The sequence below is a fragment of the Streptomyces rubellus genome (assembly GCF_036323805.1).
In the GTDB taxonomy this organism is placed as follows: Bacteria; Actinomycetota; Actinomycetes; order Streptomycetales; family Streptomycetaceae; genus Streptomyces.
Map to the genome: position 1 here is coordinate 249,830 of NZ_JAZDCX010000001.1, position 15,767 is coordinate 265,596.

The 15,767-nt window shown below is 73.3% G+C and carries 15 protein-coding genes; 5 read left to right on the forward strand and 10 right to left on the reverse strand.

The annotated features are described in order from the left end of the window. Window position 1: 1 nt before the first annotated feature. A complete protein-coding gene (rph, locus tag V1L54_RS01055; protein ID WP_330115872.1) occupies window positions 2-2,614 on the reverse strand; it encodes a rifamycin-inactivating phosphotransferase in 2,613 nt (870 codons plus the stop codon). A gap of 257 nt (window positions 2,615-2,871) precedes the next feature. Here rph and V1L54_RS01060 point away from each other — a divergent pair, with 257 nt between their 5' ends. Next, window positions 2,872-3,252, forward strand: a complete 381-nt coding sequence (locus V1L54_RS01060) for a hypothetical protein (protein WP_330115873.1) — start codon at window positions 2,872-2,874, stop codon at window positions 3,250-3,252. Between the two features lie 199 nt (window positions 3,253-3,451). On the opposite strand, the gene V1L54_RS01065 is transcribed toward V1L54_RS01060, so the two are convergent. Next, complete coding sequence (locus V1L54_RS01065) at window positions 3,452-3,643, reverse strand: DUF397 domain-containing protein (RefSeq protein ID WP_330115874.1); 192 nt, start codon at window positions 3,641-3,643, stop codon at window positions 3,452-3,454. Beyond that, on the reverse strand, window positions 3,640-4,443 hold the full coding sequence (locus V1L54_RS01070) for a helix-turn-helix domain-containing protein (protein ID WP_330116116.1): 804 nt from the start codon (window positions 4,441-4,443) through the stop codon (window positions 3,640-3,642). The genes V1L54_RS01065 and V1L54_RS01070 overlap by 4 nt, the downstream gene beginning before the upstream one ends. 316 nt (window positions 4,444-4,759) lie before the next feature. On the opposite strand from V1L54_RS01070, the gene V1L54_RS01075 reads away from it, so the two are divergent. Then, entirely contained in the window at window positions 4,760-5,413 is a 654-nt protein-coding gene (locus V1L54_RS01075; protein WP_330115875.1) for an ATP-binding protein, read from the forward strand. Here V1L54_RS01075 and V1L54_RS01080 read toward each other — a convergent pair. From V1L54_RS01080 to V1L54_RS01095, 4 genes are all read right to left on the reverse strand, one after another. Next, window positions 5,324-5,605: a hypothetical protein gene (locus tag V1L54_RS01080; protein WP_330115876.1), complete on the reverse strand. Its 282-nt coding sequence runs from the start codon at window positions 5,603-5,605 to the stop codon at window positions 5,324-5,326. The two genes, V1L54_RS01075 and V1L54_RS01080, sit on opposite strands and share 90 nt — an antisense overlap. 151 nt (window positions 5,606-5,756) lie before the next feature. Further along, window positions 5,757-6,146 carry a hypothetical protein gene (locus V1L54_RS01085; protein ID WP_330115877.1) on the reverse strand — a complete coding sequence of 130 codons (390 nt, stop codon included), beginning with the start codon at window positions 6,144-6,146 and terminating at the stop codon, window positions 5,757-5,759. Window positions 6,147-6,196: 50 nt separating this feature from the next. Continuing rightward, on the reverse strand, window positions 6,197-6,640 hold the full coding sequence (locus V1L54_RS01090) for a DUF7919 family protein (protein WP_330115878.1): 444 nt from the start codon (window positions 6,638-6,640) through the stop codon (window positions 6,197-6,199). Between the two features lie 372 nt (window positions 6,641-7,012). Then, window positions 7,013-7,318, reverse strand: a complete 306-nt coding sequence (locus V1L54_RS01095) for a hypothetical protein (RefSeq protein ID WP_330115879.1) — start codon at window positions 7,316-7,318, stop codon at window positions 7,013-7,015. A 265-nt stretch (window positions 7,319-7,583) separates the two neighbouring features. Here V1L54_RS01095 and V1L54_RS01100 point away from each other — a divergent pair, with 265 nt between their 5' ends. The 3 genes from V1L54_RS01100 (at window position 7,584) to V1L54_RS01110 (ending at window position 12,669) form a co-directional block, all read left to right on the forward strand. Continuing rightward, complete coding sequence (locus tag V1L54_RS01100) at window positions 7,584-8,435, forward strand: phosphate/phosphite/phosphonate ABC transporter substrate-binding protein (protein ID WP_330115880.1); 852 nt, start codon at window positions 7,584-7,586, stop codon at window positions 8,433-8,435. After that, window positions 8,432-9,697 carry a ferritin-like domain-containing protein gene (locus V1L54_RS01105; protein ID WP_330115881.1) on the forward strand — a complete coding sequence of 422 codons (1,266 nt, stop codon included), beginning with the start codon at window positions 8,432-8,434 and terminating at the stop codon, window positions 9,695-9,697. The genes V1L54_RS01100 and V1L54_RS01105 overlap by 4 nt, the downstream gene beginning before the upstream one ends. A 164-nt stretch (window positions 9,698-9,861) precedes the next feature. After that, window positions 9,862-12,669, forward strand: coding sequence for a hypothetical protein (locus tag V1L54_RS01110; protein WP_330115882.1), 2,808 nt, complete (start codon window positions 9,862-9,864; stop codon window positions 12,667-12,669). A 143-nt stretch (window positions 12,670-12,812) separates the two neighbouring features. On the opposite strand, the gene V1L54_RS01115 is transcribed toward V1L54_RS01110, so the two are convergent. The 3 genes from V1L54_RS01115 to V1L54_RS01125 are packed head-to-tail and all read right to left on the reverse strand — an operon-like array spanning window position 12,813 to window position 15,662. Further along, a complete protein-coding gene (locus V1L54_RS01115) occupies window positions 12,813-14,120 on the reverse strand; it encodes a flavin monoamine oxidase family protein (protein ID WP_330115883.1) in 1,308 nt (435 codons plus the stop codon). A 40-nt stretch (window positions 14,121-14,160) separates the two neighbouring features. Next, the gene (locus V1L54_RS01120; RefSeq protein WP_330115884.1) at window positions 14,161-15,405 is read right to left on the reverse strand and encodes a beta-ketoacyl-[acyl-carrier-protein] synthase family protein; all 1,245 of its coding nucleotides are present in this window, start codon (window positions 15,403-15,405) and stop codon (window positions 14,161-14,163) included. Continuing rightward, window positions 15,402-15,662 carry an acyl carrier protein gene (locus V1L54_RS01125; RefSeq protein ID WP_330115885.1) on the reverse strand — a complete coding sequence of 87 codons (261 nt, stop codon included), beginning with the start codon at window positions 15,660-15,662 and terminating at the stop codon, window positions 15,402-15,404. The genes V1L54_RS01120 and V1L54_RS01125 overlap by 4 nt, the downstream gene beginning before the upstream one ends. Window positions 15,663-15,767 lie beyond the last annotated feature (105 nt).

The following is a 15,767-nucleotide window of genomic DNA, read 5'->3' on the forward strand; positions in this document are numbered from 1 at the left end:
GTCAGGGCAGGAGCTCGACGTACCCGTCGGTTCCGTGCACGCGGACCCGCTGCCCGTCCCGGATCAGCCGGGTGGCCCGCTCCACGCCCACGACGGCCGGCAGGCCGTACTCCCGGGCGATCACCGCGCCGTGGGTCATCAGGCCGCCCACCTCCGTCACCAGGCCCGTGATGCCGACGAACAGGGGCGACCAGCTGGGGTCCGTGCAGGCCGTGACCAGGATGTCGCCCGCCTCCAGACAGGCCTCCGCCATGTCGAGGACGACGCGGGCCCTCCCCTCGACGGTCCCGGCGGAGACCGGCAGGCCGGCCAGGGCACCGGCCGGCAGGTCGTCGCGCCGGTACGCCCCGGCGACGGCCCCGCCGTCCGAGGTGAGCACCCGGGGCGGGGTGAGCGCGTGGTACGACCGGAACGCGTCCTTGCGCCGCCGGATGAGCCCGTCGTCCGCCCGGTTCGAGCGGACGACCTCGCGGAGCTCCTGGAACGTGAGGTGGAAGACGTCCTCCCGCTCGGGGAGCACACCGGCCCGCACGAGGCGTTCGGCCTCCTCGAGCAGGGCCCGCTTGTAGACGAGGAAGCGGCTGACGATGTCGTACTTCGGATACTCCCGGTAACCGATGAAGGTCCGGACCCGGTCGATCATCCGCTTGGTCTCGGCGGCCTTCCGCTCCCCGTCCGGCAGGGCCCGCAGCCGCGACAGCACCTCCCGTTCCTTCTCCCGCGCCTTCCGCAGCCCCTGCTCGAAGCGCCGCGCGGCGGCGCCCGGCCCGAACTTCCCGACGTTGTCGAGGATCAGCGGCACGAGCGTGGCGGGGCGCTCGCGCCAGCGCGGCCTGGTGATGTCGATCTCGCCGACGCAGCGCATGCCGTACCGGTCGAGGTAGCCCTCGATGGCGCCGCGCGCCTCGGCACCGCCCGGGAGTCCCACCAGCTCGTCCAGGAAGCCGGCGTCCCCGGAGTCCTTGACGTCCCGCAGGAACGCCACCACCTCCGGATGCGGGCGGACCGCGTCGGCGACGTCGAGCAGCGCCAGCCCCATCTCCGAGGTGACGTTGCCGGGGGCGGACAGGGTGAGCGTGTCGGCCGCGTTCTTCTCGCCCAGCCACTCCCGCAGTCTGTCGTTGAGCCACCAGGTGGCCTCCATCCCCGCCGTGATCACCTGAAGGTTCAGCGGATCGGTGAGGACCCGCTTGTGCTCCTCGACGGCCTCCAGCAGGAAGTCGAACAGCGCCGGCCCGGTCTTCGTCCGGATGTCGCGCTCCAGGGCGGCGAGGGACGCCCGGCTGCGCTCGATCAGCCCGGTGACGACGACCGGGTCGGTCTCGACCGGGGCGGCCCCCGGCCCCGGCGCTCCCAGCAGCCGGCCGGGACCCGCGTCCGGGGACGAGGGGACGAAGTCGCCGCGCTCCAGGACGGTCACCAGCGCGTCCCTGATCAGCGGATCGGACCTCTCCATGGCCTCCAGGAGGGCGGCGCGGCTCGCGGGCGAGGCCAGGTGCCGGGTGACGTCGACGAACAGCCGCCCGCCGGCCTCGTGCATCGGCACCATGGCGGTCAGCTGCCACATGGAGATTCCCAGCGGCCGCATGGGGTCGGTCATCATCTGCTGGTGACCGACCGAGACGTAGACGTGGTTCTCCGCGTCGCCGGTCTCGGGCACGGGGAACAGCGTGGTGATCGGCCGGCTCTGGACGATCTCGAAGCCGTCGTCGGCCAGGCACCACTCGATGTCCTGCGGGCGGCCGAAGTGCGCCTCGATCCGTCGCCCGAGCGCCACGAGCCGCACGGCCTGCTCGTCCGTCAGCGCCGGCTGCTCGCGGCGCTCCGGGTCGACGGCCACCTCCCGCGTGCCGCCGCCGGGCAGGGCCTGGACGGCACGCTGCTTGACGGCGACCGTCCTGGCGGTGATCCCGCCGTCGCGCACCGCGAAGACGTCCGGGTTCAACAGGCCGGAGACCAGGGCCTCGCCGAGGCCGAAGCCGGCCTCCACGGTGGCGGTCCTCCGGTCGCCCGTCACGGGGTCGGCCGTGAACAGGACCCCGGCCGCGTACGGGAGGACCATCCGCTGCACGACCACGGCCATACGGGCCGCGCGGTGGTCGAAGCCGTTCCGCAGGCGGTAGGTCACGGCCCGCTCGGTGAACAGCGACGCCCAGCACCGGCCGATGTGCCGCAGGACCGCCTCCGTCCCCACGACGTTGAGGTACGTGTCCTGCTGGCCCGCGAAGGAAGCCGTCGGCGAGTCCTCCGCCGTCGCGCTGGACCGGACGGCGCAGGCGGCCCGCCCGCCGAGCCGGTCGAGCGCCCGGGTGATCTCCGCCGCGAGATCGCCGGGGACGGCGATCTGCTCGATGCTCCGGCGGATCTCCGCGCTGAGCGCGCGGATCCCCTCCCGGTCGTCCGGGCCCAGGCGCGACAGCTCGTCGAGCCGGCCGTCGACCGACGGCGCCTGCGCCATGATCCGCCGGAAGGCGTCCGTCGTCACGCAGAACCCGTCCGGCACGCGGACGCCCTCGATCCGCGACAGCTCCCCCAGGTGCGCGCCCTTGCCGCCGACGACCGCGGCCCGCGTCCCGTCCACCTCTCGAAGATCCAGCACATACTGTTCGGTCATCGCGACACCCTCCATGGCGGCCGTGCTCCGTCGCACCGCACCGATCGGCCGGTTTCCCGGCACCTCAAGCTCCGCCGGATTTCCTGTCGGCCCTTCTCCGTCCCCGATCGGCATTGCCGCCGACGAGCGGCACCCGGCCGGCCCGCCCCCCTGTTTCCGCAGGTTGTGGCCTCGGCGGAGGATTCTGCGCCATGCCCCGGGTCTTGCCGCAAGCCCCCCGATGCGCTATACGTTGAGAGTGGCAAGGAGAGGTCTCCTTGCCTTTTCTCTTTCCTTTCCGCCGTCTGCCGGAGCCGACAGGCTTCCGCGAGACGGCGTCCCGTCCGGCGCTCGCCGACGAGCACTCCTCCAGCCGGACCATGGGCGGCCACCCCGGCCGTCGCCCCGGCCCGCGCGATCGAGTCCGAACTCGCCGGGACGGCGAAGAAGTCAGCGGAAAGAACATCGAGAACTTCGACGGCCATGAGAGGCAGCCGGAGGCCATCACCGCAGAGTGGGCCAGGGGCAATCCGAACCACGACCTGGCAGACGGCACTTACCTGCCGTACGAAAGGGCCGGTGGCGCCGCGTACGACGGCAACGACCGCGCCAAGGGAGTGGCGGGAGACCAGCGAAGGCCGGTGCAGACCTCAGACTGAGGGCATGAGTGCCGCTTGCCCGGCATCCGCGTTCCGGAGAGCACGGCCGACCGCCTCGACACGGTCGAGCCTGCCGGCCGGCGGGCAGAGCTCGAGCGCTTCGCGAAGGCGCACCCGCCGCTGGGCATGAGCGAGACGGGCTGCGAGTAGTCCGGCACGTCGGGACGGTGTTCGCACGCCATCCCGACGGCTCTCGGCTTCAGAGGCGCGAGTTCGTAGTGTGGGTGGTGAAGGCTGTCCAGGCGGTGGGGGACACGGTCAGTGGTTGCCGCCGGGTGTCCTTGGAGTCGCGGACGAGGACGGCTTCGGGCTGTACGGCGACCTCGACACAGTTGCCACCCCCGCCGCCGCTGTGGCTGCTCTTGAACCAGTCCAGTTCCGTGGTGGTCATAGCTCCCCTCGCATCCGCTCCAGCAGGTCCCTGGTGGCCTGGTGACTCAGGGCTTGTGCGCGCATCCTGCCATAGCGCTGGAGCATGTTGCTGACCACTTTCGAGTCGGATACCAGCATGGTGGTGTCGTGCGCCTCGACGTAGCCGACCCATCGGTTGTCCGGCAGTTCGGCCAGGCAAATCGGTCCCTCGAAGCCCGAGTGGTCCTCCTGCCGCAGCGGCATCGTCTGGATCTCCACATTGCGGAGTTTCCCGACCTCAAGGAGGTGGTCGATGAGTTCCCGTGTCACCTCGGCGCCGCCCAGGCGGCGTTCCAGCAGGGCCTGCTCGATGATGAAGGAGAAGGTGGTGTTCGGGCGTTCGAGCAGGAGTTGCTGCCGGGCCAGGCGGCCCGCCACCTGGCGCTCCATGGTCTCCTCGGTCAGGGGCGGCAGGCGGCGCTCGAAGACGGCGCGGATGTACGCCTCCGGCTGGAGCAGCCCCGGGATGACGCTCGGGTCGTACGTGAACAGCGACAGCGCCTCCTCCTCGATGCCCGCCCACTGGTGGAACCAGGACGCCAGCCCCGCCCGGCGGATCAGGGTGCGGGCGGCGGCGGCCAGGACGCGGGAGGCGGCCGGTCCCAGGGCCTCCTCCGAGCGGTCGAGCAGGCCCCTGGGCGGGAACCGCTTGCCCTGCTCGATCTTGGCGATGTAGTGCGCCGAGTACCGGGCCTTCGAGGCGAGCTGCTCCTGCGTCAGCCGCGCCTCCTCCCGCAGCGCCTTCAGGACCGCGCCGAAGGTCCGCAGGCTGTCCGACAGCTCCGGCTCACTGCTCGTACCGCCGCCCGCACCGCCGTTCACGCCGCCGTGCCCGGCCTTCCGGTTCTGCCGGCTCTCCTGGTCCTGCTGGTCCTTGTCGTCCGTCACGGCAGTCCGCCTCCCCGTACTCGCTGTGTCTTTCTCATCTCCCAACGTGACAATCGGTTCATGGTCACACCGGGTGACAGACCCAGTTCACAGTGCCCACCGGCACAGTTGGTCCTGTACCAGGGGAGCCCCTGACGAACTGCGCTTTCACCCCGGAACGCTGGCCGCCATGACGAAATCGCACCCCCCGACTTCCGTCACCGTACGTATGTTCGCGCAGCGTTTCTCGCCCACCCCGCGCGGTGCGCGGCTGGCGCGGCTGCTGGCGGAGCACCAGTTCGCCGTGTGGGGCGTCCCGCGCGGCACGGCCGTGCACGACGCCGCCGTGCTCGTCGTCGCCGAGCTGGCCGCCAACGCCGTGCTGCACGGACGCGTGCCCGGCCGGGACTTCGAGCTGGCGCTCGGGCACGAACCGGCAGGCGGTGTCCTGCGCGTGGAGGTGTCCGACACGCACCCGTCCCGCCCGCTGCCGCTCGTCCGGCCCGCCGCCCGGGAGCCGGAGGGGGAGCGGGGCCGGGGGCTGCCGCTGGTGGCGGCGGTCGCGGACCGCTGGGGGGTGCGGGAGCGGTGCGGGCCGGGCAAGACGGTGTGGGCGGAGCTTAGGACGGGCGGCCCGGCACTCGCCCGGGCCTTCGGCGGTCCGACCGCTTCGGCGGGTGGGCCGGCCGGGAGTGACGGCGACGGGACCGAGGCGGGACGTACGCGCCATGAGAGTCGGCCCCGCCAGAACGATCCTGGCGGGACCGGTGGAGCATGTCCGGTAGACGCCGGTTCACAGCAGGCCGCGCTCCAGGAAGTCGTGCGCTTCGGCCCAGGTGAGGAAGCGGCAGGAGCCGGTGCTCAGCTCGACGCGAACCGGTAGGTTCCCGCCCAGTTGCATGTCCTCACGGCCGTGGTCGAGGTACTCGACGTGGTCGTAAGGGGCGACGAACCACCCCTGGTCGGTGAAGCAGTACTCAGGGATGATCCGTACGTCGGACGAGGGACCCCAGGTCCTGCTCCTCTCCGCCAGGAACTCCGCGGCCCTGCGCTCGGCTTCTTCCCGGTCGAGCATCTCGGTCCTTCCTCGTGAGGCGGCGGCAGCGGTACGTGGGTTTCGCCGGATCGGACCTGCTCCGGTGGGGCCGGCTCGCCGGGAGCGCCTCGCGCCGGTCCGGGTGGCCGGGCGGGCGGTGCGCCCGCCCGGCCGCGTGTCGGTTCACGGATCACTTCAGTGACCGTTCCTCCTCTTCCTCCTCGTCCATGCTTTCTTCATCATCTTCGAACAGACCCATCTGGACCGACTCGACGGCCCCGAGCAGACGGCAGGCGCCTGTCTCCAAGTCCACGCACACGTACCCGGTGCCGATGGCCATGTCGGACAAGTCCCCGCTCTCCAGGTAGGCGGCCGACTGGCAGTCGAAGAAGAGTTCCTTCCCGATCCGGGCGTGCTCGTCCCTGACGAGAGCCATGGGAAAATCCGGGCTCCCCACTTCCTCGTCCAGGAACTTCTGGGCCAGCTCGGCCGCCTGCTCGAATTCCAGCATCAGTCCGTCCTCAGTGGGGAGAACCTTCTCTACGCCGTTGGCCTGCGTGTCCTCGCAGAGGAGCCTCATTCACCCCTCACCACAACAACGAGCCCGACCCCGCCGCGCACGTGACAGGGTCAGAACCCGGTGTCTTCTTCGGAGCTCTGCTCGGACAAGGTCAGTTGTCCCGCCGTCTCGATTCCCGCCGCCTTTGCTGCCGCACGGCAGAACTCCTCGGGCGGGCGGTACTGGTGCTCTGTGATGTAATGGGTGGTCAGATCCGGTGCGGCGTAGATTGTGTTGTTCCCTCTCACCCGAATCTCCGTCGAACCAAGCCGCACCTTGGTGTCCCCGGTCGTTCCACCCAGAACGAAGGGCCGGTCGGCGTCACAGAACTCGCAGTGGTGGACGCCACGCGTCTGGTTGTCGTAGGCGGCGTTCAGGACTCTCGATGCATGCACCACACGCTCGTCCACGATCCCTTTGCAATAGTCGTGTTCCGGCGCCAGCCACCCGGCATTGAGCATCTCCCGGTCCGACTCGTCGTAGGAGTAGGGCGCCAGGTCGGGGTAGTAGGCCACTCATTGCTCCTCAGCGCCGTGGGTCGCGGTGCTTTCGGCAGATCGCCAGGTGAACCGGCCCCATGTTGGGTTCGATGATCTCGCCGAGCAAGGTGTCCTCGGCGGGGCCGGTGATCCGCCGACTCCGACGGCACTGACCGTGCCGGACGCGGGGCCGCCGCCGGTGCGGTTCGCCCTCGACGGCGACCGGGGCGCCTGACCCGCCCGGCGGTGCCCCGGCCCCCCGCCGCACGGGCGAGGGGGGGAAGCCGGGGGCCGTGCCGGTGCGGCCCGGGGGTCCGGCCCCGCGGCGCGGGGTGCCGCGGGGCCGGGTGTCTCATCGAGGGTGCGGTCCGGATTCCCGGAAACGGGTCACCAGGGGTACATGACCACTCAGTTGCCCTGCTGCACACAGGTGAACCCCGTCAGCTGCCCCTGCTGGGCGAACTTGTTGTCCAGGGTCTGGCACTCCAGGAACGAGCCGGTGTAGTGCGGGCCGAGGCGGGTCTCGGCGGCGGCGCTGGAGGCGGTGGCGAGGGGCAGGGCGAGGGCGGGGTGACGGTGGCGGCCGCGGCGAACAGCCTGCGCCTGGTCCTGGTCCTGGCCACGGTGGGCTCCGTCCGGTCTTTTGGGCGTCTTCCTCGAACGGGCCGGCCGCGGGCGCCGGCCCGTTCGCTGCCACGGAGCGGTGGTCGGCACGGTTTGACGGAGCGGCGGAGTGTGACGCGCGACACAGCCGGCGGGAGGCGTCCCCAAGGGCGGCCGGGACGGATGGTTGCCCGGAAGATCACACTCTTATACGGTTCCCGGAGAAAAATCCCGTATGAGGCGTTCCAGGCCGTGGACGCGTGGATCCACCGGACACGACAGGACTCTGACGACGGGTCACCACAACGGCGCTCCCCAAACCCGGGCCCGGACGGCGGCCCGCAGGGGACGACGGCGGGAACGGAAGGTGCGAGAGATGACGCTGCTGATGGGCGCGGTGGCCTACGACCCCAAGGTCGTCACCATCTGGGAGGGCTTCCGCTCCTGGCTGCGCGGCCAGGGCCTGCCCTTCGACTACGTCCTGTACTCCCACTACGAGCGGCAGGTCGAGGACCTGGTCGCGGGCCGGCTGGACGCCGCGTGGAACTCGCCGCTGGCCTGGCTCCGGGCCGAACGGCTTGCCCGGGCGGAGGGCCGGACGGTCCGCACGCTGGTGATGCGGGACACCGACCAGGACCTGACCTCCCTCGTCCTCGTCCGCGCCGACTCGCCGATCGACTCGCCCGCCGACCTCAAGGGCCGCACCGTCGCCGTCGGCGCGGTGGACTCGCCGCAGGCCACCCTGCTGCCGCTGGGGCTGCTGCGCCGGGCCGGGCTGCGCCCCGGCGAGGACTTCGCGGTGCGCCGCTTCGACATCGGCACCGGGCTGCACGGCGACCACGTCGGCGGGGAGCGGGAGGCGGCCCGCGCCCTGGCCGCGGGCGAGGTGGACGCCGCGTGCGTCATCGACGCCAACCACCTGCTGTTCGGCCGGGAGGGCGTCCTGCCGCCGGGCGGCACCCGGGTGCTGGCGCAGACCGAGCCGTACGACCACTGCAACATGACCGTCTCCGACAGCGCGCCGCTGGAGACGGCCGAGGAGTTCGGCAGGCTGCTGCTGTCGATGTCCTACGCCGATCCCGAGGTGCGCCCGCTGCTGGACCTGGAGGGGCTCACCGAGTGGCTGCCGGGGCGCACCGGCGGTTACGCCTCGCTGGCGCAGGCGGTCGACGAGAGCGGCTTCTACACCGCGGACGGCCGGATCACCGCCGCGGAGTACACACCGTGACGGCGCCCGCGCCCGGAGACGCCCCCGAAGACGTCCCCGGGGAGGCACCCGGGCCGACCCCGCCGGCGGTACGGCTCGGGACGCTGGGCTTCGAGCGGGGCGCCCATATGCTGGTGCAGCGCGCGCTGCGCGACCTGCGCCCGGGCCAGGAGCTGGCGGTGGCCGGGGACGACCCGATGCTGCCCGTCCATCTGCGGGCCTGGTGCCGCGAGCGGGGCCACCGGGTGCGGATACCGGGGCCCGGCGAGCACTGGCCCGACGGGATACGCGCCCGCGTCGTCCGCGGGCGCGCGGACCTGGACCGCTGGGCGGGCGCTGTCCGGGCGGGCGGTCCCGGCCCGGACGGGCTCGTCGCCCGCCCTCCGGCCGCCTGGGGCCTGGCGGCGCGCGGTGCGCTGGTGGAGGACGGCGGACCGGCCGGGCCCTTCGACCTGGCCGACCGCGACCACGTCTGGGCGGATGTCGCGCCCGCCCTGTACGCCCGCGCGGCGGCCGAGCAGTGGGATCCGGCGCGGGCGGTGGACTGGGACGCCGGCTTCACCCTGCCCGGCGAGGTCGAGCGGGCCGTCGTCCAGGTGATGACGTACCTGGTGGAGAACGAGCAGGCCGCCCTCGTCGTCCCCGCCCGGCTGCTGGCCCGTATCCACCCGCACTTCCGGGAGGTGCAGCAACTGCTGGCCGTCCAGGCCGCCGACGAGGCGAGGCACATGGAGGTCTTCACCCGCCGCGCCCTGCTGCGCGGCGGTGAGCTGGGCACCTCCTCGGCCGGCGGGCGGGAGTCGCTGCACGCCCTGCTGACCGAGCCGGACTTCTCGCTGGCCTCGTTCCTGCTGTCGGTGCTCGGCGAGGGCAGCTTCCTGAACCTGCTGGGCTTCCTGGAGCGGCACGCCCCGGACCCGCTCACCCGCCGGATCACCGCCCTGGCCCGCCGCGACGAGGCCCGGCACGTCGCCTTCGGCGTCGCCCACCTCCACCACCGCGGCACCCTCGACCCGGCGCTGCGCGGCGGGCTCCGGGCCGCCGTCGAGCGCCGCCACGACGCGCTGGTGGACACCGCCGGGCTCAACCAGGACGTCTTCGACTCCCTGGTGGTGCTGGCCGCGGGGGAGTGGACGCCGGAGGCGGTCGGCCGGGGCTTCGACGCGGTCTTGCGGCTCCAGGCCGAGATGGACGAGGGTCGGCAGCGGCGCCTGGTCCACCTCGGCTTCCCCGCCGACGAGGCGGCCGAGCTCTCCGCGCTGCACACCCGCAACTTCATGTGACGCGCGGTGGGCCCGGGAGCGTCCGGAAGGAACGCCCCCGGGTGACGTTCCCGGCGCGAGGCAACCCGCCGGTTCCAGGTGTCGGTCAGGAGAAGTGGAAGCCCCCGGGGAGCGACGAGGCACCGGGACCGGCCCGGTGCCGGTCCAGAAAGCGAGGAACGTCGATGCGTGTCCCGCGTGTGACAGCCGCCCTGGCGGCCCTGGCCGCCTTGTGCACGGTGGCGGCGGGGGCGCCGGGCGTGGCCCGGGCCCAGCCGGCCGAGCCCGTGCCACCACCGCCGTCGTCGTCGGCGCCGCCCGGAGGTGAACTCCCGGAAGGCTGGGGATTATCGGGTGAGGGCCCGGGCAGGCAGCTGGTCTGGCGCTCGGCCGGCCCGGTGCCCCTGACCGACGCCGCCGTCGGGTTCTACTCCGGGGACCGGCTCCTCGGCCATCCGGTGGCGGACGCCGACGGGCGCACCTTCCGCCTCGCTCTGCGCCAGGCCCGCCCGGAGCGGCTGGAGCACCTGGAGGTGCGGGCGGGCGGCCTGCGCCTGGACCGGCCCGGCCCGGTCGGAGGACAGCAGCCCCGGCGCCCCGTGCCCTCGGCGAAACCGGGAGCCGTGCTTCCGGTGAACTCCGTCGATCCCGGCACCCCCGGTGAGTACGGGACGGTCACCGGCGAGTACGAGCTGCCGCCGGTGGCGCTGCCCGGGTTCGACACCCCGGTGGAGATGCGTGCGGTGGTCGTCGCGCCGGCCGGCGCCGAGGGCCGCCGTCCGCTGGCGCTCTTCCTGCACGGCCGCCACGGCACCTGCTACGGCGGTGAGGAGGCGCTGACCGGGGAGTGGCCCTGCCCCTCCGGCGCCAAGCCGGTGCCGAGCCACCGCGGTTACCTGAAGGACCAGGAACTCCTGGCCTCCCAGGGGTATGTGACGGTGTCCGTCTCCGCCAACGGCGTCAACAGCCAGGACCATCTGGCGAAGGACGGCGGGGCGCAGGCCCGCTCCTCCCTGGTGCGGCTGCATCTGGCCCGCTGGGCGGACTGGTCGGCCGACCCGGCCACGGCACCGGCGGCCGTGCGGTCGGCGCCGACCGCCGATCTGTCGAAGGTGCTGCTGGTCGGCCACTCGCGGGGCGGGGAGGGCGTGAACCGGGCCGCCATGGACAGCCTCTACCCCCCGCCGGCCGAGGAGGACGGCTACCGCGGCGAGACGCGCTGGACCATACGCGGCACCGCCCACATCGCCCCCACCGCCTTCGGGCAGAACCCCGTCCCCGATGTGCCGTCGGTGACGATCCTGCCGGGCTGCGACGGGGACGTCTCCGACCTGCAGGGCCAGGTGTACGCGGACGCCACCCGGGGCGTCAGCCGGGGCGCCGCCCTGCACAGCGTGGTGTACATGGTCGGCGCCAACCACAACTTCTTCAACAGCGAGTGGACGCCGGGCGAGGCCGAGGCACCCGCTGACGACGACTTCCAGGACTGGGGCGAGAACGATCCGGATCCGGTCTGCTCGCCGGACGCCGCCACCGGGACACGGCTGACCGCCGCCCAGCAGCACACCGCCGGGGCGACGTACCTCGCCGCCGCGGCCCGGCTGTTCGTGCAGGGCGACGACCGGGTGCGCCCGCTGCTGGACGGTTCCGGCGTACGGGCCCCCTCGGCCGGTCCCGCGCAGGTCCTGACGCACGCCGTGGGCGCCCACCGCACCCCCGCTTTCCTGCCCGACGACGAACCCGCCGTGACCGGCGGGCGGCTGTGCCGGCAGGTCCACCCCGACCCCGCCACCGCCTGCCTGGACCCGGCGGAGGACGGGAGATCACCGCACTTCCTCTGGATGCTGACGAACGACGAACCGGGGCGGTACGCCGTGGCGCTGGAGTGGTCGGCACCGGGATCCGCGGCCGCGGTGCGGGTGACCCCGGCCGAACCGGTCTCCGTGGCCGGGTCGGAGGAGCTGGCCCTCCGGCTGATGGTGCCGCCCAACACCACCGGCACCCGGTTCGACGTGGCCCTCACCGACACCTCCGGACGGCGGGCCGAACTCGGCCGGGTGAGCGTCGACGGGCTGCCCGGCAGCGATCGGACCGTCTCGCACTGGGCCCGTGAGGTCCGGGTGCCGCTGGCGGCCGTCTCCGAGGCCGGTCTCGACCCGGAGCGGATCGAGAGCCTGGAGCTGGTCCCGCGCGGTGACTCGGGGCGGGCGTGGCTGGTGGACTCCTGGGGCTGGCGCCCCGGCACCCCCGAGGCCGAGCCGGCCGCGCTGACCCGCATCGACCTCGGCCATCTGACGGTCGACGAGGGCGACTCCGGCGTCCGCACCCACCGGGTACCGGTGCGGATCTCCGGCCAGGGCGGCGGCCAGGTGCGGCTGTTCGTCCCGGAACCGGGCTCGGGCGACATCGCGGTCCGGACGGTGACGGTGCGGCCCGGCGACAGCCCCGAGATGCCCGTCGGTGTGGAGGGCAACACCCGCTACGGGAACGACCTCTCCCAGTACGCGGCCGCGAAGGCGGTCCGCGGCACGGTGATCGGCTCCGCCACCGGCACGGTCACCGCGCGGAACGACGACCCCCTGCCCGAGATCACCGTGACCCCGGTCGCCGACCGGGTCGCCGAGGGGCAGGAACTGACCTGGCGGGTGTCCCTGGACGAGGAGATCGACACCTACGTCTTCGGCTGGTTCCGGCCGGTGCCGGTGGACGGCGGAACGGAGCTGTCCACCGCGGACCTCGACCGGACCTGGCTGGAGGACTACCACGACGTCCCGGCGCTCCCGGAGCGGCCGCTGTCGGAGGTGGGGGACGATCTCCGCGTGTATCTGACGCTTCCACCGGACGAGCCGAGCGTCGAGGTGAGCGTGCCCGTCGCCGTGGACGGGGCGGCCGAGCCGGAGGAGTCACTGCGGCTCCGGCTGGTCGTCGAGGACGGCTCCGGGGACCCGGTGGAGGGCCCGTTGGCCACCGGCAGGGTGCGGGACGCCCCGTAGCGTCCGGCGCCTGCCTGCCTGCCTGCCTGCCTGCCTGTCCGGCCGCCGGCGGCGGGGCCTCCCGTTCTCCGGGAGTCCCCGCCGCCGCGCGGAGTTCCTGCCCGCCCGGCCGTGGGAGCACCGTGCGCGGACGGGAGCCGGGGTCAGTCCGCCTCCGGCGCCGAGTACCGCACCGCCTGCCGGGCGGCCCGCAGGCCCGACTCGACGGCCCCGTCGATGCAGCCGGCCCAGCCGTCCGCGAGGTCGCCGCCCGCGAAGACGACCCTGCCGTGGGGTTTTCCGAGCGCCCGGTGCCAGTTGATCAGATGCCCCGGCCGCCGGTTGCCCCAGCCACCCCGCGAGAACGGGTCCCGGCCCCAGTCGTGCGCCCGGTAGTCGATGAGTTCGGCATCCGGGACGAGCCGCCGTACCGCCTTCTCGACCTCCCCGAAGCCTGCCGCGTCGAACGACGGGTCGACGCTGAAGCCGGTCATCAGGTGCACACCGTCCTCGGACTCGGAGTGCGGCATCAGCAGGGAGATCGGGGCGTCCGGCGCGCCCTGGGCGATGAACCTCCCCAGACCGCTGCGGAACCGCAGCCACAGTTTGACGCTGTCGGCCACCCCCATCCCCGCCCCGGCCACGGCGGTGTGCGCCGCGGGCAGCCCGGGGGAGAAGTCGATGGCCGGCCACATGTTGACGGGCACCGCCACCACCGCCGTCCGCGCGGAGAACCGTTCGCCCGCCCGGGTCGTCACCACGACGCGCCCACCCTCGTCGGCGACCGCGGCGACCGGTGAGCCCAGACGCAGTTCGGGGGGCGAGTCGGCCAGCATCGCCTCCAGCACCGCGAGCGTGCCGGGCTCGGGGCGGATACTGACGATGGAGTGGTAGCCGTGCCGGTCGAGGCTCCCCAGGGACCACCACTGGGCCGGCATCGAGACCGCGCTCCGGTCGGCCCGGCCGCCCAGCTCGGTGGCGAGCACCCCGGTGACCAGGTTCCGCTCCTCGGCGGTGAGGTCGGTGCGGGCCAGGTGCTCGGTCAGCGAGAGCTGGTCGTACCCGTCGAGCAGATCCGCGCGGAACAGTGGGTCGTAGGGGCGCGGGAAGTAGTCGGCCGCGTCCCGGAAGACCCGGTTGAGCAGCTCGGTGACGGACATGAGGACATCGTCGGCCGGCAGCGGGAGGGGCTCCTCCTCGGTGGCGAGCAGGATCTCCTCCGGTTCCTCGTCCGCCACCACCGGTATGCCGTAGCGGGTGAGCTCCGCCCAGATGTGCGGCTGGTTCCAGTGGATCCACGCGCCGCCCAGTTCGATCCGCCGTCCGGCGAACTCTTCGGTCCAGGTGCGCCCGCCGATCCGGTCGCGGGCCTCCAGCAGCAGCGTCCGCCGTCCGGCGGCCCGTAGTCCGCGGGCGGCGGTGACGCCCGCGAACCCGGCGCCGACGACGATCGCGTCGTAGTCGGTGGTCATGCTCTTCCTCCTGTGGACGTGGTGGCGGGGGCCGGGCCGGTCAGCACTGCTCCGGACGGGTGAAGGCGAGGACGACGTTGTGTCCGCCGAAGGCGAAGGAGTCGGACAGCACCGCGGTCACCTCGGTCTCGCGCGGCTGCCCGCCGACGAGGTCGAGTCCCGTCTCCGGGTCCGGCACGTCCAGGTTGGCCGTCGGCGGCAGGACGCCGTGGACTACGGCCTGGACACTGGCCACGGCCTCGATCGCGCCCGCCGCGCCCAGGGTGTGACCGGTCACCGACTTGGTGGCCGAGACCGGGATCCGCGCGGCGTCCGGCCCCAGCGCGGTGTGCAGGGCCCGGGCCTCGGCGGCGTCGTTGAGGACGGTGCCCGTGCCGTGCGCGTTGACGTGGGAGACGTCCGCCGGGGTGAGACCGGCCGAGCGCAGCGCCCCGGTCACCGCCCGCGCGGCGGCGGAACCGTCCGGCCGGGGGGCGACGACGTGGTGGGCGTCGGCGGAGCGCCCGTAGCCGCGGAACTCCGCCAGGGGCACGGCCCCGCGCGCCGCCGCGTGCCCCGCCTCCTCCAGGACCAGGAGGGCCGCGCCCTCGCCGATCACGAAGCCGTCCCGGTCGGCGTCGAACGGGCGGCTGGCCCGCTCCGGTTCGCCGTTCCGCGTGGACAGCGCCCGCATCCGGGCGAAGCCGCCGACGATCACCGGGGTGACGGGTGCCTCCGCCCCGCCGGCGAGCACCACGTCGGCCTCGCCCGTGACGATCATCTGGTGGGCCGCCACCAGCGCGTCGGCGCCGCTGGCGCAGGCCGTCACGGTCGTGGCGCACGGGCCGGTCAGGCCGTACCGGATGGAGAGCCATGCGGCCGTGCTGTTGGCCATGGACATGGGGATGAAGCGCGCCGGCAGCCCCTGGGGGCCGCGCCCGGTGAAGGCGAGGTGGCCGCGTTCGATGCTCTCCGCGCCCCCGCAGCCGGTGCCGACGGCCACGGCCACCCGGTCGCGGTCCACCGCGGCCAGGTCGAGGCCGCTGTCCTCCAGGGCCAGATGCGCCGCCGCGGCGGCGAGCTGGACGCACCGGTCGGTGGAGACCGCGTCCCGCCGCGGCGGCGTGAGGTGCTCTGGCAGATCCACCTCGGCCGCGATCCGCACCGGCAGGTCCGCCGGGTCGAAGCGGGTGATGGTCCGTACGGCGCTGACGCCGTCGAGCAGACCGCGGTGGAACTCCTTGGCGCCGACGCCCGCCGACGTCACCGGCCCCACCCCGGTGACGACGACCCGGCAGGCACTCACGCCGGGCTCCGGTCGGGCGTGCCGCGGGACTCGGCGAACGCGACGACGTCGCCGAGCGTGGCCAGGGACTCGAGGGCGGAGTCGTCCAGCTGGGTGCCCAGCTCCTCGTCCAGGATGGTGGCCAGCTCGACCATGTCCAGCGAGTCGAGTTCCAGGTCCTCCCTGAACCGGGTGGTGTCGGTGATCTCGTCGGGCTCCAGGCCCAGCCGCTCCACCATGTAGCCGATGACCCGCTGCCTGGTGTCCTCGGTGCTCATCTCGTGTCTCTCCTCCTGCCGGCCGGCGCGCGGTCGGTGTGCTCGGTGTGTACTCGATGTGCTCGGTGTCTGCTCTGTGCGTGGTCGGTGTCGTGGCCGGTGCGC